General features: G+C 47.5%; 23 protein-coding genes and 1 tRNA gene. 7 read left to right on the forward strand and 17 right to left on the reverse strand.

The window, feature by feature from the left end; all coding sequences use genetic code 11:
* Positions 1–34 precede the first annotated feature (34 nt).
* The 10 genes from FOA19_RS00680 to FOA19_RS00725 all read right to left on the reverse strand — a co-directional run bounded on the left by FOA19_RS00680 (position 35) and on the right by FOA19_RS00725 (position 7,419).
* A complete protein-coding gene (locus tag FOA19_RS00680; RefSeq protein WP_149088878.1) occupies positions 35–361 on the reverse strand; it encodes a DMT family transporter in 327 nt (108 codons plus the stop codon).
* 59 nt (positions 362–420) lie between these two features.
* A complete protein-coding gene (locus FOA19_RS00685) occupies positions 421–984 on the reverse strand; it encodes a Crp/Fnr family transcriptional regulator (protein ID WP_149088879.1) in 564 nt (187 codons plus the stop codon).
* Positions 985–1,398: 414 nt separating this feature from the next.
* Entirely contained in the window at positions 1,399–1,905 is a 507-nt protein-coding gene (locus FOA19_RS00690; protein WP_149088880.1) for a YkgJ family cysteine cluster protein, read from the reverse strand.
* A 124-nt stretch (positions 1,906–2,029) separates the two neighbouring features.
* Positions 2,030–3,025: an alpha/beta hydrolase gene (locus FOA19_RS00695; RefSeq protein WP_190300238.1), complete on the reverse strand. Its 996-nt coding sequence runs from the start codon at positions 3,023–3,025 to the stop codon at positions 2,030–2,032.
* A 168-nt stretch (positions 3,026–3,193) separates the two neighbouring features.
* Positions 3,194–3,790 carry a hypothetical protein gene (locus FOA19_RS00700; RefSeq protein WP_149088882.1) on the reverse strand — a complete coding sequence of 199 codons (597 nt, stop codon included), beginning with the start codon at positions 3,788–3,790 and terminating at the stop codon, positions 3,194–3,196.
* 101 nt (positions 3,791–3,891) lie between these two features.
* Positions 3,892–4,434 (reverse strand): RNA methyltransferase, encoded by a 543-nt coding sequence (locus tag FOA19_RS00705; protein WP_149088883.1) that lies wholly within the window; start codon positions 4,432–4,434, stop codon positions 3,892–3,894.
* Positions 4,435–4,519: 85 nt separating this feature from the next.
* Positions 4,520–5,143, reverse strand: coding sequence for a CatB-related O-acetyltransferase (locus FOA19_RS00710; RefSeq protein WP_149088884.1), 624 nt, complete (start codon positions 5,141–5,143; stop codon positions 4,520–4,522).
* 69 nt (positions 5,144–5,212) lie between these two features.
* A complete protein-coding gene (locus FOA19_RS00715) occupies positions 5,213–6,220 on the reverse strand; it encodes a hypothetical protein (RefSeq protein ID WP_149088885.1) in 1,008 nt (335 codons plus the stop codon).
* 116 nt (positions 6,221–6,336) lie between these two features.
* Complete coding sequence (locus FOA19_RS00720; protein ID WP_149088886.1) at positions 6,337–6,744, reverse strand: hypothetical protein; 408 nt, start codon at positions 6,742–6,744, stop codon at positions 6,337–6,339.
* 135 nt (positions 6,745–6,879) lie between these two features.
* A complete protein-coding gene (locus tag FOA19_RS00725) occupies positions 6,880–7,419 on the reverse strand; it encodes a hypothetical protein (protein ID WP_149088887.1) in 540 nt (179 codons plus the stop codon).
* 237 nt (positions 7,420–7,656) lie between these two features.
* Between FOA19_RS00725 and FOA19_RS00730 the strand changes: the two genes are divergently transcribed.
* The gene (locus tag FOA19_RS00730; RefSeq protein ID WP_223808672.1) at positions 7,657–8,496 is read left to right on the forward strand and encodes a winged helix-turn-helix domain-containing protein; all 840 of its coding nucleotides are present in this window, start codon (positions 7,657–7,659) and stop codon (positions 8,494–8,496) included.
* Between the two features lie 639 nt (positions 8,497–9,135).
* Here FOA19_RS00730 and FOA19_RS00735 read toward each other — a convergent pair.
* Positions 9,136–9,567, reverse strand: coding sequence for a hypothetical protein (locus FOA19_RS00735; protein ID WP_149088889.1), 432 nt, complete (start codon positions 9,565–9,567; stop codon positions 9,136–9,138).
* 947 nt (positions 9,568–10,514) lie between these two features.
* Here FOA19_RS00735 and FOA19_RS00740 point away from each other — a divergent pair.
* Entirely contained in the window at positions 10,515–11,603 is a 1,089-nt protein-coding gene (locus tag FOA19_RS00740; protein WP_190300239.1) for an acyltransferase family protein, read from the forward strand.
* Positions 11,604–11,934: 331 nt separating this feature from the next.
* Here FOA19_RS00740 and FOA19_RS00745 read toward each other — a convergent pair whose 3' ends face one another.
* Entirely contained in the window at positions 11,935–12,285 is a 351-nt protein-coding gene (locus tag FOA19_RS00745) for a winged helix-turn-helix transcriptional regulator (protein WP_149088891.1), read from the reverse strand.
* A gap of 180 nt (positions 12,286–12,465) precedes the next feature.
* Between FOA19_RS00745 and FOA19_RS00750 the strand changes: the two genes are divergently transcribed.
* From FOA19_RS00750 to FOA19_RS00765, 4 genes are all read left to right on the forward strand, one after another.
* Positions 12,466–13,773 carry an NtaA/DmoA family FMN-dependent monooxygenase gene (locus FOA19_RS00750; protein ID WP_223808799.1) on the forward strand — a complete coding sequence of 436 codons (1,308 nt, stop codon included), beginning with the start codon at positions 12,466–12,468 and terminating at the stop codon, positions 13,771–13,773.
* Positions 13,774–13,813: 40 nt separating this feature from the next.
* The gene (locus tag FOA19_RS00755) at positions 13,814–14,560 is read left to right on the forward strand and encodes an NADPH-dependent F420 reductase (protein WP_149088893.1); all 747 of its coding nucleotides are present in this window, start codon (positions 13,814–13,816) and stop codon (positions 14,558–14,560) included.
* A gap of 15 nt (positions 14,561–14,575) precedes the next feature.
* Positions 14,576–15,406: an NADPH-dependent F420 reductase gene (locus tag FOA19_RS00760; RefSeq protein WP_149088894.1), complete on the forward strand. Its 831-nt coding sequence runs from the start codon at positions 14,576–14,578 to the stop codon at positions 15,404–15,406.
* 143 nt (positions 15,407–15,549) lie between these two features.
* Positions 15,550–16,581 carry a zinc-dependent alcohol dehydrogenase family protein gene (locus FOA19_RS00765; protein ID WP_223808673.1) on the forward strand — a complete coding sequence of 344 codons (1,032 nt, stop codon included), beginning with the start codon at positions 15,550–15,552 and terminating at the stop codon, positions 16,579–16,581.
* 214 nt (positions 16,582–16,795) lie between these two features.
* On the opposite strand, the gene FOA19_RS00770 is transcribed toward FOA19_RS00765, so the two are convergent.
* From FOA19_RS00770 to mltG, 5 genes are all read right to left on the reverse strand, one after another.
* Positions 16,796–16,880, reverse strand: a tRNA-Ser gene (locus FOA19_RS00770).
* Positions 16,881–17,102: 222 nt separating this feature from the next.
* Positions 17,103–18,032 carry a YihY/virulence factor BrkB family protein gene (locus FOA19_RS00775; protein WP_149088895.1) on the reverse strand — a complete coding sequence of 310 codons (930 nt, stop codon included), beginning with the start codon at positions 18,030–18,032 and terminating at the stop codon, positions 17,103–17,105.
* Positions 18,029–18,442, reverse strand: coding sequence for an acyl-CoA thioesterase (locus FOA19_RS00780; protein WP_149088896.1), 414 nt, complete (start codon positions 18,440–18,442; stop codon positions 18,029–18,031). The genes FOA19_RS00775 and FOA19_RS00780 overlap by 4 nt, the downstream gene beginning before the upstream one ends.
* 120 nt (positions 18,443–18,562) lie before the next feature.
* Positions 18,563–19,216, reverse strand: coding sequence for a DUF6624 domain-containing protein (locus FOA19_RS00785; protein ID WP_149088897.1), 654 nt, complete (start codon positions 19,214–19,216; stop codon positions 18,563–18,565).
* Positions 19,217–19,287: 71 nt separating this feature from the next.
* The gene (mltG, locus tag FOA19_RS00790) at positions 19,288–20,379 is read right to left on the reverse strand and encodes an endolytic transglycosylase MltG (protein WP_149088898.1); all 1,092 of its coding nucleotides are present in this window, start codon (positions 20,377–20,379) and stop codon (positions 19,288–19,290) included.
* Between the two features lie 275 nt (positions 20,380–20,654).
* Here mltG and FOA19_RS00795 point away from each other — a divergent pair, with 275 nt between their 5' ends.
* Positions 20,655–21,284, forward strand: a complete 630-nt coding sequence (locus tag FOA19_RS00795; RefSeq protein WP_149088899.1) for an L-threonylcarbamoyladenylate synthase — start codon at positions 20,655–20,657, stop codon at positions 21,282–21,284.
* The last annotated feature ends 107 nt before the right edge of the window (positions 21,285–21,391 follow it).

Consider the following 21,391-nt stretch of genomic DNA (forward strand, 5'->3'; position numbering starts at 1 on the left):
CTAGCCTCACCTTTGTACCAGAAGTTTACCAGATTTAGTGGGACACTGCTTTCAAGCCAATGATGGATCCTATGAGGGTAAAGAGGAAGAAGACTCTCCAAAAGGTAAATGGGTCTTTGAAGACCAGGATTCCTATCACCGCGGTGCCTACCGCGCCTATCCCCGTCCACACGGCATAAGCGGTGCCAATGGGTAAAGATTGGGTGGCTTTCATCAATAGTAACATACTTATGGTCAAGGAAACCAGGAAACCGCCATACCACATGTACATGGTGGTGCCGGTGGTTTCTTTGGCTTTTCCCAAACACGAGGCGAAAGCTACTTCAAACAGTCCACCAATAATCAAAATAATCCAGTTCATATTTTTTTCAGCAAAGGTCTGGATTTAGGCGGACGATACATTTACCAAATGGTAAAAAACTACATGATCTCTGCCCGTATTCTACTTAAGCTGTTTCTGGTTATGCCTAGATAAGACGCAATATGTACCAGCGGAACCCTCTGGATTAAGTCTGGATGATCTTTGATCAACTGCTTGTACCTTTCTGAGGCGGTTCTCACCTGCCTTGAGAGAAGGCGTTCCTCTGTTTTGATGAGTTCCTGTTCCGCGAACCTCCGCCCCCAGTTGGCTATATGCAGATCTTCAAGAAAGAGCTTATTCAGGTTGGCGGTTTTCAATTCATACAGTGCACACTCTTCTAAAAGCTCTATGTTGTCATATCCTTCTTTATTCTCCACATAGCTTCTCATGGAAAGAATGGCATCTCCTTCCCTGCCAAACCAGAAGGTAATCTCGGTGTCTTCCACATCTGCATAGGCACGGGCAATTCCTTTCTGGATAAAGTAAATGTTCTTCTCAATTCTGTCGGCCCTTAACAGAATATGGCCTTTGGGGTACCGTACTTCTACAAAATTTTCTTTGAGCAACGCTTTTGATTCATTGGGAATCAAGAAGATACTATCAATAATCTGGTCTACACTCATTCATTTATTTTTGATTACACATTAGCCTTAAAGGCGAAGTATAAAGCTATCTAAATCAAGAGAACACCTTGGCCTCAGAGAAGATATGTGCCGGGCCAGTGGTATCGACCAAATAGACTTGAGGAGGTACTAGGAATTTAATTCTCATAAGTTCCATAGGGACGAATCCTTGCGGGGAGCGTCGTACCCCAACAGCGGCAGCCGGGGCTTGGTCCTTTTGCCCTAAGCACGAAGGGAGGATGGCTCATACATGGCTTCTTGTTTTGGTATGGGTTCACGGGACAATAAAGCGGGAAGGATACGTCTGGATTGTCACCTTTGAGTACAGTGCTAGCAGCAGCTTTTACTGTATTATAGGATCTATTTCAATAAGGTGATTTCAATTAATTGTTTTGGTCAGGCTATACTCCTTTATCAATCAAAAATGGACGCACCAAATTCTTTTGACAGCACCCAGTCTAGTTCGTCAAGGTCCGACATTAAATCCAGGTGATTTGGCACCAATAATGATTCAGCCTGGTCACTCTGCAGCAGCTTCTTCAATTCAGTCATCTTAAAGTAAAATGACTGGGATCGGAGTTCAAACGGCAGTAACGGCAGCCTACTCTCTATGGCCATCTTCTTCTGCCTGACCACCTCTACTATCTTAATGGCCGAATCGAAATCTATTTGCTTTTGTTCGACGGCTTCTAACAGCGCGCACGCATAACTGGCGCAGTGTCTTGGCCTTTTAGAATAGATACTGCACCCATTGCAATAGTTGCTACAGGGTTGAAGGAAAAAACCCTCCCCGTTGGTATTCTCTACATCACTTGATTCGCTCAACAAGGGCAACTCTTCACGGCTGAGCTGCACGAAACCAACCACGGTACCGTCACAGCAGAACCCGCATGACAAACAAATATTCGTTGGATCATTCATGGTTTTTGGCTTTAAACACTTCTGTAAGGTACTCTTTCAAAGAACAGTTTCAATTTGAGCTAAAGGTGGGGTTAAAAAGTGTTTTAATGCGTTTCGGCCAATGTTTAGCTGGCCTTTTGCCTTTCTAACGGAGGTTAAGTAACTTCTTTACAGCCTTCAACTGCGCATCAATCACTGCCTGGTTGTGCCCGTGTGCAGCACCCGGCACCAACACGTACTCCTTTTTAGGTGCTTTTACTTTATCAAAATATGCTTTGGTAAGCTCTTTAGGAGTTAGAATATCTTCCTCGCCCTGAATAAAGAACACCGGTATTTTATAGTGCAAGCCATCCTTCATGAAGTTCGCTCCGGCCATCATGGACTTTATTCCCATCTTTTTGTGGCCGGCAGAATAAAGGAAAGAATAATCATCACCGTTGTACCTGTCCTTGGCGTCCTTTTCATTGTCATAGGCGCTTGCCAATTTCCACCAAGAGGCCGGGGCTGGTATGGAGTTCTGCCTTTCGTACTTTTTGATGACGCGCATCAGTTGGCCTTCTTTTCTGGCATCTTCATAAGGGGGTGGACCCAATGTCTTCAACTTGTCCAATGATTCTTGGTCTTTGGCGTTCTGGGCCATTGCAGATACGCTATTGTAAGCGTGGGTTAACCCTTCGTAGAAGTTCACTACTTGGGAGTGGCCTATATAGGCAGAGAAAAGATCTGGGCGGGCGAGTGCCATCTTTGCGCCTAGCACGGAGCCCCAGGAGGTTCCTACGAGGGCTATTTTCCGTTTGACCAGGTGTCTGGTCAGGTATTCAGCGAGCTCCACCCCATCGGCGGTCATCTGCTCCAAGGTCAGGGGGGTCTCCATCCAGTAATCCTCGGTTACTATTTCGGGGGCATTACGGCCGAAGGTTCTTCCTGCCCCCCGCTGGTCCCAGTACACCAGAACAAAGTCTTTTTTCCAGGAGCCGTAGATGGCGTCATCGTACTGGCTCATAGTACTGCCCGGCCCCCCGTGCAGAAACAAAATAACGGGTTTGGACTGGTCTTCCCCGCTGATGGTCACCCACTGCTCTATTCCGCCAATTTTGATAAACTTTTCCTCTTGGATTGGCTTAGCTTGCGCAGTTAACATTCTTGGGATGAAAGAAAGAAGTAGGATTAGTAAAAAGGTTTGCTTCATGAATTGCTAAAATGAGAATAGGTAGATTTAGATTATGGGAAATGTATTTTACAAATGTGCTACAACGACTAGGATAAACCATGGACTAGCCTGTCGGTTTAGGCTCACTTATGCCCATCATTACCCCACGTTGTTCTTTATTATTTCACCGCACCCTATTCTAACCACCAAAAACTGTTCAATTGCCGTTGCTGTCTTTGGGTCAAGCCTCAACATCTCCTGACTTACTACCTCCCCTCTTGTGTGGGTTAAGGTTATTCTATCTTCTTCTATCACAATCCCTGTAAGAGCGTCCTTTCCAATTTCGTCGGGAACTCCTGAGAGTATTAAACTATCGGTCCTCAGCTTCATTTCTCCTCTCGGAAGTTCTAAAAGACCAGCCACAATCAATAGCAATCCTATTACAACCCCAATGGGTGCAAAATCTTTTCTTGTAGTAATCCAAAGCCAAGTACAGATTGATAGTACTGTCAAAGCAATTCCAATCCCTATTTGGAAGTATTTATGGTAATTGTCGTTGATTGTATGGTACCGGATTTCATTTTCCTTCACACCTACTCTATAAAGTAAATTATTTAGTGTTGTATATAAGAACCAGGCCGCCCAAAGACATATAAGCGCCTTGAACACAAATGGGTACTTATCACTCGCTGTAGATACAGCTATTACCGCTACCATTGGAATAACATCCAAAACAATTTTTTTAAACTTCTTCATTTCTATCAATGTGAGGTAACGTCCTCGTAAAACCGGCGGGTGAGGCCGTCAGTCGAAGCCTAACACACACACTTAGTTAAGCGGTGTTATTCTATGCAAGGTCAATACTGTTCAATATCATACTTCAAGGTTTCATTTCCTTTTTGAACTTCTAATAAGACAGGCTTCCCGTTTGTAAAACGGAGTTGCACGTCGCGGGCCTCCTCCAGGTGAACGCCTTCGTTTACCATATGCCATCCGTTTACAGTTCCAATCAATTTTTCAAACCCTTCCACTTGCTCTATTACTTCCACAGTAGGGCCACTAAAGAAAGATTTTGTACTGACTTGTAAGCTTATTCTATCATCAAGGGTTTTGCTATAGCTTCTATCTAAGCAAAATCCGGTGAATAGTATAACCGTGAATGGGATCATGAAAGGGAGCAAACTTAAGATGACCAACACACCTAAGCTTGATGCATAGATTTTTATTCCTTTTTTAGCCCAGAATCTGTAAATCAGAACAAAAGTACTAAGTAACCAAATCCAGTAAACAACCCGATCACTCCAATAGCCGCTTATACTTATACCAAGGGATAGATAGAAAACCAGATTAAGCAGCAAAATGGAAGACAGAGAAGAATAAATAAGAAGATGCTTTTTCATCAATCTTTGATATAGGCTGGTGCAAATGATGAGCAAGGCACCCCCGAAACTTAGTTTATGTGCTGTATTGGCAGGAGTACTACTTTCAATATGTTAGTAAATCTAAGTTGTTACTTGTGAGGTGATGCACATTTGCTGTTATTTTATCAATATCCCAATTCCACCATTGTAGGTCCAGAAGCTTCTGAATCTGCTCTTGGGGAAAGCGTTTTCTGATTTCTTTTGCAGGATTTCCACCTACCACCGTGTAAGGCTCCACATCTTTTGTGACAACTGAATGGGCCGCGATGATTGCCCCATCACCTATTTTCACTCCTGCCATGATCGTTGCCTTATGCCCGATCCAGACATCGTTCCCAACTTCCGTGTCTCCCTTGCTTGGGTAGGACTTCCCTTGCATTGCGCCTTCCCAGCCATTGCCGAAAATGGCAAAAGGGTAAGAGGAAATAGCCTCCGTTAGATGGTTTGCCCCGTTCATGATGAATGAAACACCTGAGGCAATCATGCAAAACTTCCCGATTACGAGCTTATCGCCTATGAAGTCAAAATGATACTTGACGTTTTTTTCAAAGTTGTAGACATCTTCAAAATCATCGTAATAGGTATAGTCGCCAACAACAATGTTTGGCCTAGTTATGATGTTTTTCAAAAAACAGAGCCTGTGGTAATGCTCCAATGGAAAACGAGTATCCTTGTCTGGACCTATCATTACTTCTTTCTAATTTTATTCTCTCTTCTAACGACCACGTGTAAACGACGGCAGGGCCAAAGTTGTCATTTACACCTTGTTGGCTGCTTCTTTTATTTGATAGGTTTCACTTCTTTGTTTGATTATCTTCAAGATATTCTCCTGAATATCACGCATAATCAGCTTACTCCAAAGTCCGCTGTAGAAGTTGAACCTAGTAGAAAGCCTGAACTGCGAAGATAGGTGAAGGACAATCTGATTCGGGTTTATCTTCTCAATTTCATACCTGCCTTCCAGAACATCGAAATACTTCCCGCCAACCAGAACGTGCTCGTCCAATGCCTTGGGTGGTATGGAATTTGGGTCTGCCTCAATACTGAAAGCCAATATCCTTTGTGGCTCCATCTGGGTCACCCTTTCGGTGAAGAACAGTCCCCGGGCGAAGATGGCTTTCCTTATCCCACCCACAGCAACCGTGTCAAGTTCCGCCTCTATGGGCCGTGGAAAACCCATGAACTGAAAAAGAGAGCCGTTGTTCTCGGTCTCTGAGATTCTGCTTACCCGTGTGATGTTATCCCAAACTGCCTGCTCACTTGCATTAATGATGATAGTGGTGTGTTCGGTGAATATCCTTTCGGTCAGACCTAAATGGTTCTCCAAGGGGGCCAGCGCAAAAGGCAGGATAAGCCACAGGGAGACATGTGCCTTGCTTCTGTTCCTCTCGAAAAAATGAACCCCTAGAAGCCCGCCAAGGAGTGCCATGAACAGAAAAACGGGCAAAGCCATCAAGGCACAGATAATCCCCTCTTTCCCTGATATAACGGAGATTCCAATTAAGCCCACTACCGCATAGAAGGGCATCGTGATCATCGCAATCTTTCTTGAGCTTGTGACGGTGTCTTGGTGATAGGCGGTAATCAACCCAATGACGAAGGGCACCAGAAACATGAAAGACATGGTCATAAGGCCGTAGGTCTGAAACAATGGTTCCCCCTCGGTCCTCAGATACCTGAAGTCCTCCAGGGCGAATACCGCCCTAGACGCAAGACCATAGGCTATTCCGTAAAAAAGGCCTTTCCAGTTTACTTTGCTATTCAATTTCTAAATGTACCTAAAGGTATTGAGAAGATTAAAGTTGCAGCCAACAGTTAACCTAAACGGTGGATAAAAGCTGTCGGCTGAGGATGGCGTTTAGGTGTTGGTGTAGCAAGTTTCTATTTTGTGAAATCTTCAATATATCCTTTAACAGATTCTGGAAGTTCTGGATGGTTTAGGAGCGAATTGTAAATATCATCTACTTTTCTCCCTGCTATTTCTGGGCGACCAGTGTTCGCAATTCTTTTAACCATTACTACTCCCAAAACTGAAGGCTGCCTTATCAAAGAATTGATTAACTCCTGTTCGTACCCATCAAACTGTTCAAGGCCATGTACTATTGACCATAAAACACCTGCTCCATCTTCTTCCGGAAAACGCTCCAAAACATTAAAAAAGGTTCGCATTCCGTTCCTAGGATTGTTACTCTCCAACAGTTCCCCAATCAGGTCATCCAACTTCAACCAGTCATCATCAATTGGCTCAAATGAATCAATATCAATTAGGATGTCTGCTATTTCTCTCATATAAATTTGCAACAATATCTCTTGCACTAGACATTGTTGTCAGTTATTTTTTATTTTCAAAATAAAGCCTAATAAATCTATTTCTTACTCTTTTTACATTTAAATTCCATAAACGTCTTTATATCATAACTTTATTCAGCAACCGCCTTTACGAGGGACACGCTTAAATATTACTTTACTATCTCGTTCTACATAGTCGCCCAATATTATTGGATAGGAATACTTGGGCGCATGTGATACAGCACGGCTTCTTATAAATATTTTGTCGTTGACTTTCAGGCTCTGCAATTGGTCAAGTTGAAACTTTTCAGGCTCAAATCTTACAATATAATCGTCACCATTAATCCTGACCATCACTCCAAAACCTAATCGTGCGCCTGGCGGAAGAGAAAGTGACGTTACAACAGCCTCCATATTGGTAAAAGTACTTATGTGCTTTCTTATTTTAGCTTCAGCGACAAACACTTTTTCACCTGCGGGAGACGCTTCCCATGTTTTGTACTTTATACCCTCAGGTGTAGACTCCCATTCCTTTACTGCGGCTTCCCTTTCAGCAGCAGAAAGCGGTTTTGGGCTCGGTTTTTTAGAAGTTTCACTTTTGATTGCGTGATTCGCAAATACTAGCCCGCTTACCACAACCAGCGGTAAGATCAGCGCATAAATAACCTTTTTCATATTTTTTGTAGTTTTAAGTAACCTTGATCTATCTCCTGATAAACCTGATTCGTTTATAGTAAAAATACTTTGATGGTGTTCAAAGAGACGAACTTAGCTTGTAAATACTAGTGTAAACTTTGTAAATAATCTCTTGACAGTATGCTCTTTATAAGAAATCAGTTGGCATTCAAACGAAAGCACCTGGGTGGAGCATTACTACTCACGTTTTTCTCTATCATTTGCGTGGCTTTTACCATGGCAGGCAGTGATAACTTTGACTTTGCCAGGAGGGAAATTTTGCTTCGCCAAATTGGACATGAAACACTCCTTCAGTCGGGCGACAGTGTATCACGGGTACTGCCAGTAAAAAAAATCACCAAAGATGAATACCAGATCAGTTTTGAGGATGCGCTTACTTTTCAACCCGACTCGCTGGTGCATACTACGAAGCGTGTACTAGCCAACGACCCGCTGGCAAGTGATTATGTTGTGAACATACTGAATTGTGACGATTCTAGCGTAGCTTATGGATATGCTATTTCCGGAAATAAAAAAGATGACATCATAGCCTGCTTGGGAAGAAAGCAGCCAAAAGCGTGTTATTATATAAGCATCAGGTTTCAACCTGCGGAAACATATACAGCAAAGAATGGATATCTGCTGGGCAGCCTCCTGGCTTTGTTAGCAGTTATGGGGTATATCTTTTTGAGACCTGCCAAACCGCAAAGTGTTCTTTCCCAAAACTATTCTGCTATACCCGAGGATCATTCTACTGGATCCCAGAACCCGTCTACCAGTATGTTTACTTTGGGGTCGATGTCGTTCGACACGGAGGCGCGTAAGCTCATGATACATGAAACGACCATAGACTTGACCAAAACGGAAACTCGTGTCCTACGCATTTTCGCGTTGACTCCTAACGAGGCTATAGAGCGAAGCCGATTGCAGAAAGAGATATGGGAAGATGAAGGTGTTATAGTAGGCCGCAGTTTGGATATGTTCATCTCAAAACTCAGAAAGAAACTGGAACCTGACCCAACTGTCAAAATTGCTGTTATACGTGGCAAAGGATATAAGCTTGAAATTAGCTCTTAAGAATCTGGCGGCTCCTAACTGATGCTAGTAGAATTCATCTTACGCAGACGGTTTGTTTTTAATAATAGCATATAATGAACTGGTTTAAACAACACCGAAAGCCGTCGGCCGATGGTGACATTTATGCGTTGTTGTATGGCATTGTTCTTTAGCAGTTGCCACGCGCATTCCCTATTGCTGTTTTTAGCCCGCTTTTAGAAAAATATCCTGAAAACAGGCACTCGGAGATTTATCTTTATTTATTCGTCCATTTTCGACCTGTTTTACCAAAATCAGGTCGAAAACAGAACAGGTTCATTTTTCTTAAAAAGCCGAAATTATATAAATCACTCCTGCTCCAATAGAAAACAAAATTCCGAACTTGTATTTTACATTTCCATAGGTGAGCCACTTTTCTCCTTTAGTTCTTGTCCGATTGTCAATCAAGATAAGTATCACCCCAACTAGAGAGAAGATTATACCTAGTATAAGATTAAATAATTCCATATAGTATTTCCTGGGCGTTTACTTAGTCTATCAGTATATTTGATAATGTGCTAATTATGTATTTAATACCATACAACGGTAAGCATAAAAACAGCAAGGCCGTCGGCCGAAGCTGACTTTTATACCTTGTTAGGTGACCTTGTTTCTTTGTAGTCATCTGATAAGATTCCCATTTGCAAGAATCCACAAATTATTTTTATAGGGAATGTAACGCTCTATATCTTCTTGCAGGCAGTAGTCCAAAACCTCAATAAAGTCTCCATACTTTGAATTGCCAGTAAACATGACATGGATACCGTTTACCTCTTCCACCTTTGCTTTAAATCCTTTAAGATGTTCTTTTATCTCAGCCATTTTAAGACTGTCGCTCTGTTTCACCCCTGTTAAGCTAACCCTTTTGTAATCACCATGAGTAGAATCGAATGGTAAGGAGTTTGAAGGGTTCCAGAAGTTTACGACAATCATGCCTTTGTTTAGGTTATCTTCCTGACTTCTTTTCGTTTTATAGAGGAAAACAAACAAGGTGATGAGCGCTATGAAGAAGACCAAGTCAACTATCCTATTTGTCATTTCAGTCTTCAACATTCTTGATCTGTTATTCAATTTTCTATATTTCTTCAATGACACCCAACTACTATATAAACGGAATACCTCCAATTATTAACTCTATGTGCGGAGCGAAATATCCGTTTACACACCCACCATTAGTTGGATAACCAGAACTGGTTTACCGTATATACTATTTGGCGTTTATAAGGCATCTATTTAGACCACTTAGGTTAAATATTTTACAACTAATAATCCCTGCCTCAATTATTGCATTATTTATCTTCAGTTCTGGCAGATGCTAGCAGTAAAGTAATTGCAAAAAAGTCACACTTTATAAGTCTGTAACTTCTAAAATACAGAAGGCCGCTCACGTTTCCGTAGGATCAAGTACTTGAATAGCACTTTCATAGGCGTTATACCCCTTTCACTTTCTGCTATCTTCAGGCTTAGACGGAAGCATAAAGTCAAAATAGCCCCTATCTACTCACTTCAATGCGCTTTTCGGAGTTGCTTGACCCTTGGTTAATATAGCATCCATTTTGGGATAGAAGTCTTATCACATTTACATAACCATCGTTATGGCATTAATGATCAATCTTTACTTTTCTTCATAGTTGTTAGATAAAGGTAATTAGCGAGAGGATACGGAAACTGATCAAATACGGGAAGGAGGTTCTTCCACTCTATTCTATATCATGCTTTTCTCACTGATAGAAAGGATGTTGTACTATTGCTCAATTCCTTTTCCCTCCAACTCCTAATAGTCATTTCATTTATTTGAACAATCCGAATAAATAATATAACTTAACGCTTCAGTATTGTATTGACTTCTTAAGAATAGAGCAGTTGAGCCCGAAGAAGTCTATCATCCATCAGCATATAGCTGGTAACCTAATTATTGTTGCCATGGCACACTAACCAAGTACCCAATCTGTATTGTTTTCAATTCAAACCGGAAAATCAACTTTTAAAGATCAATGGCTATGGGGTACATCAAGCAATTAGATTCTTTAAGGGCATTTGCCATTTTCTTTGTTCTCTGCAACCATTTCCTACCCCATGACTCCCTCTTCTATAAGCTGTCCCTGATCATTTTCGCGCCTGACATCTTCTTTACCATCAGCGGTTTTTTGATTACCATGATCCTGCTCAAAGACCGAAGAAAGGCTGAAGCCAATAGCACGAACAAAGGCAGAGTCTTCTCCGATTTCTTTCTCAAAAGAGCCCTAAGGATTTTCCCGGCCTATTACCTCACCCTCCTGGTGACCTTTGTCCTGCAGCCGGACTCCGGCCCACAGTATGGCCCCTACCTGAATTTCACCGCCAACTTTGACATGTACACCAATAAGTACTGGGGAGACTTGGGGCACCTGTGGTCCATGTCGGTGGAGCAGCAGTTTTATCTCTTTTGGCCCCTAGTCATCCTCTTTATCCCGAGGAGGTTTTTACCCCATACCCTCGTTTCATTTATCCTTGTAGGAATTATCAGCCAGAACCTTATCCCAGACAAGGAGTTCCTCTGGATTTTACCCCATACCTGCTTTGATGCCCTAGGCTTAGGCGCGCTCCTGGCGTGGGTAGTGGTGGAGAAAAACTACTCTTTTCCCATGGTGTACAAGGTCCTTTGCGTCCTTGGCCCTTTGAGCATACTGGCAATAACAAGTCAAAATCTTTGGGGAGACTTTCCTTCGCCTCACCATAGGTCCTTGATGGCCCTAATTATTTGCTGGGCGATAGGCTACTTCATCACCGTGGGGAACATGGAACAGGACAGGTTTGCCTGGCTTTTCCAGAACAGGGCCTTACTGCTGATAGGAAAAATAAGCTACGGCATCTACCTCTACCATGTCACCCTACTCAACCATAGTTCAAGGTTGCTGACTGAATTTAACCAGTTCTTGCCCCTTCCCCAGTGGATCAAAGGGAACTTCTACTTCTATCTGACGGAGAATCTTGTCCTGCTTATGGTAGGCGCTTGGCTGTCCTGGAAGTTCTTTGAAGTACCGGTTTCCAATCTAAAAAGGCACCTTAAGAAGGAGACACCTAAGAGTGTTGCCCAGCAAACCGCTTGAAAATACCTATTTAGACCCTTCCGATCCTTTCTTTTCCAAACGGGATTCCTCCTACCACTTTGGGTAGTGGTGCCTGGATGAATGTGGCCCCAGCGGGTGAGAACCAAAAAGGCTACCCTAAACATACCCTTCGTAGGGGGTTGCTCTTCTTACACTTTTTACATTTCTAAAATCCCCAAAGAAGCAATCCACCCAACACAAACCCACCCGATCTGTCCCATGGCGTTTCCTAAGGCCCCCACCTATCCAATGCAAGCCTCAGATATTTCTACATTCATTCAGCTTTCGGAGTTCTTTAGCGCATTCAATGGGCAAGGTGCTGGTCGATTGGCTAAGCCTTGCTGAAAATCCTCCGACGGTGGTTCAGGCCCCAGCCCTTTAAGGCCTCTATGATGGGCGTCAGGGTATCAGCGTAGGGTTCGGGCTTGTACAGTATCCTGACCGGGTAATCCTCTATCACCACCCTTTTGATCAGCTGGTGCTGCTCCAGGTCCTTGAGTTCCTTGGCCAGCACTTTAGGGGTGATGCCGGGGATGCTCTCCTGGATGTCGGTGAACCGCTCGTTACCCGTCATCACGGAAATGATGATAGGCAGTTTCCACTTACCGTTGATCACCTCAATCGCGTCCCGCACCGGCTTCACCGTGTCCAGGCAGGAAAGGTACCCCATTCTATTGGCCATATGTCTAAGAATTTAGCTATTCCACTTTCCTTTTGGAAAGCACTTTACAAAGGAAAGTAAATACCTGTAATTTTGCAACAGGTTTACCAATCAGGCCGCCCATGGCTTCCTGTAAAGCAAAATAGAATTATGGATCATTCGGAAGAAAAGACAGGCAACCCTTCTACCGCCGGCAAGCAGATGCTTATCGGCCTCCATCTGGGGAACGGATACGGTTCCCAGCCGGGGGCTTGGCGCATGCCGGGGGTAGACCCAAAGAATTACACGAGTTTCGACGCCCGGGTAAAGCAAGCACAGGCTGCCGAGCGGGGTAAATTCCAGTTCATCTTCCTGCCTGACGGTCCTGGCGCCGTCATGTCGGACATAGAGACTGAGTCGCCAAGCTTCAACCTTGATGTGATGCTCACCCTGGCCGCCGTCGCCCGCGAAACAGAACACATCGGCTTGGTCGCCACGGGATCCACCACCTTCAACGAGCCCTACAATCTGGCCCGACAATTCAAAGCCCTAGACGTGATGAGCCACGGCCGAGCGGGCTGGAACGCCGTCACCTCCAGCGGCAACGATGTGGCCGCGAACTACGGAAGAACTATCCCGTCGAGCGGGGAGCGCTATGGCCGTGCGCACGAGGCAGTCCAACTCATCCAGGCACTTTGGGGAAGCTGGGGGAAAGACGCTTGGGTGCATGACCAGGAAAGCGGACAGTTTGCCAAGAAAGACCAGATCGTCCCCATCAATCTACAGGGTAAGTATGTCGGCTCAAGGGGCCCGCTCTATATCCCCCCATCGGAGCAGGGTCAGCCCATCATCTTTCACGCCGGCGGTAGCCCCAACGCGCATGAGCTGGCCGGGCGTTTCGCCAATGCGGTGATCGGGGCGGCCTTCACCATCGAGGACGCCCGCGCCCAGCGCAATGCCTTCCGGGCAGCGGCCAAACGGTACGGGCGCGACCCCGACGAGATCAAATACATCCCAGGCCTGATGACCACCATCGCCAAGGATAGACGCACGGCCCTGGACCGCCGTATTCAATTAACGGGAGATTTGTTCCCGCAAAGGGTGGCCTATCTGCAACAGATGCTGGGCATTTCCCTAGACCCTACCCGCCTGGACGAGCCGCTCTCCAAAGCCCAGTTGGCCGCTGCCCTCCCGTCCCGCCACGACCCGCGCTCCCCCCATGCCCTGAAGATCGCGAAAGAAGGCTGGAGTTTGCGTGATATTCTTGCTCACGGGGTCATAGACTACCACCCCGTGATCGTAGGGCCCGGTGTAGAGGCCGCCGACCACATGCAGACGTGGTTTGAGGCAGGCGCCGCCGACGGGTTCTGGATATCGCCCGATGTGAATACTGACGGGATCGACGCCTTTGTGGACGAAGTGGTTCCGATCCTACAGGAACGCGGGCTCTTCCACCGTGAGTATGAAGGCAAGACCTTACGAGAGCACCTCGGCGCCCCGGATCAGTACGGAATAGATCCTCGGGTTTGAAATAGATGAAATCAACCTACACAACTTACCCACTCAAGATATGAAAATAGGAATCATTGGCACTGGCCATATTGGCAAAACGCTAGCACTAACCTTGGGCGCGGCAGGACACGAGGTGGAGGTCGCCAATTCCAGAGGCCCGGAAACGATAGACATTGAGGTGCTCTCAACCGAGGCGAAGGCGGCTACCGTTCAGCAAGCTACTGCAAACAAGGATGTCATCATTATATCCATTCCCCTGAACCGCATCCCTGAACTGGCTCCCTTTTTTGCCGAGGTACCGGATGAAACGGTTGTGATTGACACCTCAAACTATTACCCGGCACGAGATAACGGCATCGACAGCATTGAGGCCGGGCAGGTCGAAAGTCTCTGGGTGCAGGCCCAATTGGGGCGCCCCGTGGCAAAGGCCTGGAATGCCATCGGCTCGGATTCCTTCGCGAAAAAGGGCAGACTGGCAGGAAGCCCTGGCCGGATCGCCATCCCCATCGCCGCGGACCGGGAAATTGACCGGAGGGTGACCATGGACTTGGTGGGAGAAACCGGGTTTGATGCATTCGACGCCGGTTCCTTGGCTGAGTCCTGGCGGCAGCAACCAGGCGCACCTGGCTACTGCACCGACTTAACGTTGGAAGAACTGCCGGCGGCCATAGCATCGGCTGAGAAGGCGCGGTTGCCCAAAAGACGCGATTTGGCAGTGGGGGCATTCCAGGAACGGTTGGGAGATGCCACCACCAACCCGGATGCCGATTACGGGGTCCGCTTAAGCCGCGCATTGTTCATGTAATTCTCCTTTCCTCGTTTGGCGTTTTCACCCCGGCAAAGCGGAGGAGCCTGGCGGGGAATCTTAACCATAAATGCTTTAATAATTTATAATATGAAAATAGGAATCATTGGGACAGGTGCCATTGGAAGCATCCTGGCCAAAAAACTTTCTGGCGTAGGCCATCAGGTAAAGGTGACCAACACCAGGGACATGGCCACGCTCAAGGAGATTGCGGCCAATTTGGGCGCCGAGGCGGCCACCTTAGAGGAGGTGATGAAAGACGTGGAAGCCCTCATTTTCTCCATCCCTTTCAAGGCATATAAAGACCTGCCAAAAAACCTGCTCCAGGGCGTGCCGCAGGAGGTCGTTATTATGGATACTTCCAACTATTACCCTCTTCGCGATGGTGAGCTCCCTGGCCTGGAAGGCAAAACGGAAAGCGAGTACATCTCTGCAACCTTGGGAAGATCGGTCACTAAGGTGTTCAACAATATCCTGGAACACACCCTGCAGCATAAAGGCAAAGCTACGGGCGAAGATGGGAGAATCGCTATTTCGGTGGCCGGCGATAACGAGGAACATAAAAGAGTGGCCGCCGAGCTGGTTAACCAGACTGGTTTCGATACTGTGGATGGCGGGAGCCTTGCCGAGTCATGGAGACAGGAACCCGGAACCCCGGCCTATTGCACCGAACTGAACGCGGCAGAGCTCAGGGAAGCGCTGGCCAGAGCCGAAAAGGGCAAGGCGCCCGCGGCAAGGGATTCCATTATGGCCAAGCTGAATAACTTCCAAGTTGACCCGATACCCCCACACGAGGAGATTGTCGCCTTGAACCGTTTGGCTTCGGCTGAGGGCTTAAGACGTTAAGGAGAATAGACCGCATCAGGCTGCACAACGGCTTGCCGAGGTTGGCCCGGCAATATCCGTCGCGCCGGGTGCATCATGATAAGCGGCTTCCTAATCAAGTAAAATGCTTGTCAAGCATAAGAAATAATTTAGAGAGTATAGTAATGGAAAACCACATTTCTACCATGAAAGCATGGCAAAGGCAAGGTCCCGGACTTGATAACATCAAACGGGTAGAATTACCTGTCCCCACGGTAGGGCCAGGTCAGGTTTTGGTCAAAGTGAAAGCGGTGTCACTCAACTACAGGGATAAGGCGATCGTTGACGGGATTTATTTACCGCACCTGATGACGGAACCGTTTATCCCTGTATCAGATGCCGCAGGAGAAGTAGTTGCTATTGGGGATAAGGTAACCAAATTCAAGGCTGGAGACCGCGTGATATCACATTTGTTCACCAAGTGGCTCGATGGGGCGCCCAACCAGGACTACGGGCCTTCGGCAATTGGCGGTCCAAATGATGGTGGATTGGCGGAATACCTCCTTTTGGAGGAAGAAGCGACGGTGAAAGCACCTGACTATATGACTTTTGAAGAGGCTGCCAGTTTGCCTATCGCTGCTTTGACGGTGTGGTTCTCATTAGTGGAATATGGCAAAATCAAAGCCGGTGATACGGTATTGGTGCTGGGTACCGGTGGGGTATCGGTCTCGGCAGTTCAAATTGCGGCGGCTCTCGGAGCCAGGGTCATTGCCACCAGCAGCAGCAATGCCAAAGCCGAAAAAATAAAATCATTGGGAGCAACCGATGTGATCAACTATGTAGAGAATCCAGACTGGGAAAAGAAAGTCCTCGAGCTGACCAACGGTGAGGGTGTACAACACATACTGGAAGTAGTAGGCGGTGACAACGTGAATAAATCATTAGAGGCTGTTGCCCTGCAGGGCACTATCTACATCATCGGATTCCTCAAAGACATGATGGCCGAGGTCAATCTTTTCACCTTGCTCGCTAAACGAGTACGTGTGCAAGGCATTAACGTAGGCCACCGCAAAGCATTGGAGGATGTGGTCAAAGCTTTCCAACAACTCAGAATACAGCCGGTGATTGACAAAGTCTATCCATTCGGAGATGCCTTGAAAGCATACGAACATTTAAATCAAGGTGCATTCGGTAAAATTGTGATTCAAGTTAATTGACCGTCATCAGGCAGAAAAGTTGAAAATGGAGCGCCGTTTGATACCAAAAATTACTACTTCCTTCATAGATATAAAACGGGCCAGCCATGAACTCTTTTGATATTTAAAATGAGAGACTAGAACCAATTCCGCATCTAAAAGTGTCCGATATATGTCTGGACTAAAACAAAAAGCCCTGTAAGCTTTCACCTACAGGGCTTTTTCTATTTACTCGCAGAGAGAGAGGGATTCGAACCCCCGGACCCGCAAAGGTCAACGGTTTTCAAGACCGCCGCAATCGACCACTCTGCCATCTCTCTAAATGTGATACAAAAGTAATGGCTTAATCTGTATCTGTCAAGTACCTGCCTCGCATTTTTGCAAAATTTAAGGCATTTTCTCAATCCCCAGTCTTTTATCGTCTGAAAGTCAAACTCCTAGGCGGTAAAAAAAATTTACTAGCAATCTTACTCTTATAGTTCGTTGGGGCCAGGCCACACCTTGTTTCAAGGGTGTTTTCCTAAAAACGGGCTCTAAACCGGCTACACCTTCCCCCTTACCAGGCGTTTGGTGAGGGCGTCTATGCTAATGTTCACCTCGAAGCCCACAATCAGGCTCATGCACACAAAGTCCAGCCAGACCATAAGACCGATAAGGGCTCCGATGGAGCCGTAGAACTTGTTGTAGGAATCAAACTTGCCAATGTAGAGCGAGAAAAGCCAGGACACCAGGAAGATGAGCACGGTGGCCACCACTGATCCCGCGCTCACAAAAGGCCATTTGTCATGCACCGCCGGCACATAATAGTAGATCATGGAAGTAGCCAGGAAGAAGAGCAAGGCCACCGCCACGTATTTCACCGAGACAATGAGCCCGTAGGTGAAGGCCTCCGTCACTACCTCATAGAACACCAGCGCATCCAGAATGTAGGTCCCGAAGAAGATGGCCCCGATGGCCAGGAACAAGATCAGCGCCAGAGCGATGGTGAGCAGGGTGGCAATCATGCGCTTGCGCAGGTAGGTGCGCCGCCGGAAGGTCTTGTACTTCTTGTCAAAGGCATCCATGAGGCTCATGATGCCGTTGGTAGACAGCACCAGCGCAAAGAGAAAACCGAAGGACAGCAACCCGCCGCGGGGCTTGTTCACGATGTCCACAATGGTATCGGCGGCCACGGTGTAGATCTCGGCGGGCATCACGTCGCCCAGCAGGGTAAGGATGTCGCGGTCCAGGTGGCCTACCGGGATGTAGGGAATGAGCGTGAACAGGAAGATGATGGTGGGAAAAATGGCCAGCGTAAAGTTGAAGGCCATGTAAGACGAGCGCTTGGTGAGCGAGTCCATCTTCAGCTCGTCTACCATCACCTTGAGCACATGGTACACAGACACCTGCTCCTCCCCAAAACGCAGCCGTTTCAGGAGGACGATGAATTTGCGGTACCACCGGTACTGGGCCAGGCGCTGGTAGATGTTCATGCCGTAAAATGCGGATCTATTTTGGCATGAATATAAGCAGGAATAGCCGTTGGCCGGCCGCTTTTCATGTCCACGAACACCATGACGGTCTCGCCTATGTTCAGGAGTTCCTGGGCCTCGTTGTAGACCTCGTACTCAAACTTGATGCGGGCGCCCTGGGGTTTGGTTTTGAGCAGGAGTTTGACGGTGAGAAAGTCATCATAACGGGCCGGCCTGATGTACTTGCACCGCAGCTCCAGCACGGGCATCATCACGCCCTCGGCTTCCATCTCCTTGTAATTGATCCCCAACTGCCGGAAGGTCTCGGTACGGGCCACCTCATAGTAGGCGCCGTAGTTCCCGTAATAGACGTATCCCATTTGGTCGGTCTCGGCGTAGCGAACGCGTATCTGCACGTTAGATTCAAACACTGTTTTTCTTCTTTAGGTACTTTCCGTTTAAAGCCTCTTTTCAGAAAAGGCCGCTTAACCGGATGAGGGAGTTTCCTGGGTCATGAGAAGCGATGTCTTTCCATGACCAGGTTTTGGAGGTTAGTGAAACACCTGCTTTTTTGGGGGCAGTGCCTCATCTGGGTTGTAGGCAGCGTTCATGAGTTTGGCGTATTCTTCTACGGTGACCCTGAACCCTACGGCCTTGCGGCGCTCGTTCACGTGCTTACTATCTTTGATGGGCCAGATGAACATGGAGCCGTCTTCCCGGCCCATGGAGGTAGCCTGCGTTCCGTAGATCTGCTTCTCGCCCTCAAACATCAGCAAGCGGTCTTCCATCATGGCGGCATCGGTGGCACTTGCCTCCCCTTTCTGGGCCATCAGTTTCAACGAGGGCAGGTACTTTCTGATGACCGGGGCCGGCGCATGCTGCACCACCAGAAACAACCCATCGGCGGCCTTCCCTCCTATCTTGCTTTGGGGCAACCAGCCGTACTGCTGCAACATCTTCACAACCGCCAGCTGGTTCACGGAGTCTACCCCCTGCATCTTCCGGAAAAAAGTAATCCGGTCCTTTTCCTTCACCTGGTCAAACCCTTGCCTTACGGCTTGGTCTGTATCATATATCTTCTCCAAAGTCACCCGCAGGGAATCATACGGAATCGGCACTGGCACAGACGCGCGGTGCTCAGACTGCCCGCAGGACGTCATGAGGAGGCAGAAGAAAAGCAATATCAAGGAACAGCCTTTTCCCATATGCAGGAGTTTTGAAGCGTGAACGAAGGTGCGTTTCTAAGCCGATTTAAAGAAAATGGCCCGAAAACCGCTTACTGCATGATGTTGCGCTGGTTCATGGCCGCGTGGAACCGGGCCGCGTTGCGCCGGTGCTCGGCCTCGGTCACGGCAAAGGCGTGGTACCCTGAAAAATCTTCCTTCGCGCAAAAGTACAGGTACTCGTGCTCCTCGGGGTTCAGGACCGCGTTGATGGAAGTGATGGAAGGCAGGTTGATGGGCCCTGGCGGCAAGCCTTTGTTCAGGTAAGTGTTGTAAGGCGAAGGTGTTCTCAGGTGCACGTTGAGTACGCGCCGGATGGTGAAATCGCCTGTGGCGAACACTACCGTCGGATCGGCCTGCAGGGCCATGTTTCTCTTTAAACGGTTAAGGTACACGCCGGCAATGCGCGGACGCTCATCGGCGTGCACAGACTGCTCGGCCTGTACAATGGAAGCCAGGATGGACACTTCTTTCTGGGTAAGCCCTACGTCTTCGGCTTTGGCTTTGCGCTCCTCGGTCCAGAAGTTGTCGTACTCTTTTTTCATGCGCTCCATCATATCCTCTGCCGAGGTGGTCCAGTACATCTCGTAGGTGTTGGGGATGAACATGGTGAGGATGGTGGTGGTGTCAAAGCCCAGCTTCTTGGTGAACGAGGGGCTGTTGAGCAGAGAGTCAATCTCAGCGGGTGAGGAGTTGATGAAGGTGCTCAGCTTGTTGGCCAGATCTTTTTTCAGGCGCACGTTGGTGTACGTCAGTTTCACCGGATCCTGGTCGCCGGAGCGTAGTTTGGCCACGAGCCGGTAGTTGGTCATGCCGTCTTTGAGCTCATAGCGGCCGGGTTTCACCAGCTCTGGGTAATCCATGAGTTTGGCCATGAACCGGAAAGAAAGCCGGTCAATGATCACCTTTTTGGAGTCAATGGAATCCATGGCTTGCTCATAGGTGGCGCCATTGGGAATAAGCACGTACACCGGCTCTCCCTTGTTCTCCACGTTGGAGGTATACACAATCTGGTAGGCGTAGTAAGAGAAGCACACAAACAGGAACATGAGCACCACCAGGACATAGGTCCACTTGCTTGTCTTGCGAGGCTTACGCGCCGACCTTCTGGGGCCAGGCGTAACAGGAATGTTTTGTTCTGACATAGTTGAGCAAAGGTACAAATTAATGAGTGAATGAGAGATTGCGTGAATGGGTGAATGTTGCCTCATTAGCCCTCAGGTTTCCGGCCTTAGGGCAGCCGAATTCCGCTTCTGTCCTAATTTTGGAAATCCGGCCTGAAAACGCAATTTTTGATTCAAGCGTATGGGAAGGCAGGGCTAAGATTTTTTTTGCAGGAGAACCATAGGTTGACCTACGCACCAAAAGGCCCTTAAACTTTCGGCATTCACTCCATCATTCAATCACTCACGCATTAACCATGGCACAAGCATCTTTCATCCGGATTCACCCAGACAACCCCCAACCCAAAGCCATTGCCCAGGCCGTTGACATCCTGCGGAAAGGCGGTCTGGTGATCTATCCCACAGATACTATTTACGGTTTGGGCTGCGACCTGCACAACGCGCGGGCCGTGGAGCGGCTTTGCCAGATCAGGGGCATTAACCCGGCCAAAGCCCACCTTTCCTTTATCTGCCATGATTTGACCCACATCTCAGACTACGCCCGCATCTCTACCCAGACCTACAAAGTCATGAAAAAGGCCTTGCCCGGGCCGTTCACGTTTGTGCTGGAGGCCAGCAGCAAGGTGCCTAAGTTAGGCGGCAAAAGAAAAGAAACCGTAGGTATCCGGATTCCGGCCAACAACATCTCCCGGCTGCTGGTGCAGGAACTGGGCAACCCCATTGTCTCCACTTCCATCCATGACGAGGACGAGGTAGTGGAGTACACCACTGATCCGGAGCTTATCTATGAGAAATACCGCAACCTGGTAGACCTGGTCATTGACGGCGGCTTCGGGAATAACGTGCCCTCTACGGTGATCAACTGCGAGAACGATGAATATGAAGTACTCCGCGCCGGCGCCGGCGATATTGAGGAGTTTTTGTAGCCGATGGCAATAAGTCCTGAGTTCTGAGTCCTGAGTTTTGAGTCAGTTGACAGGACGATTTTAAGCCTCTTTTCAGAAAAATAAGCTTGAAAGGCTTGCGGATTATT

The organism is Rufibacter hautae (genome assembly GCF_008271695.1).
Classification (GTDB): Bacteria; Bacteroidota; Bacteroidia; order Cytophagales; family Hymenobacteraceae; genus Nibribacter; species Nibribacter hautae.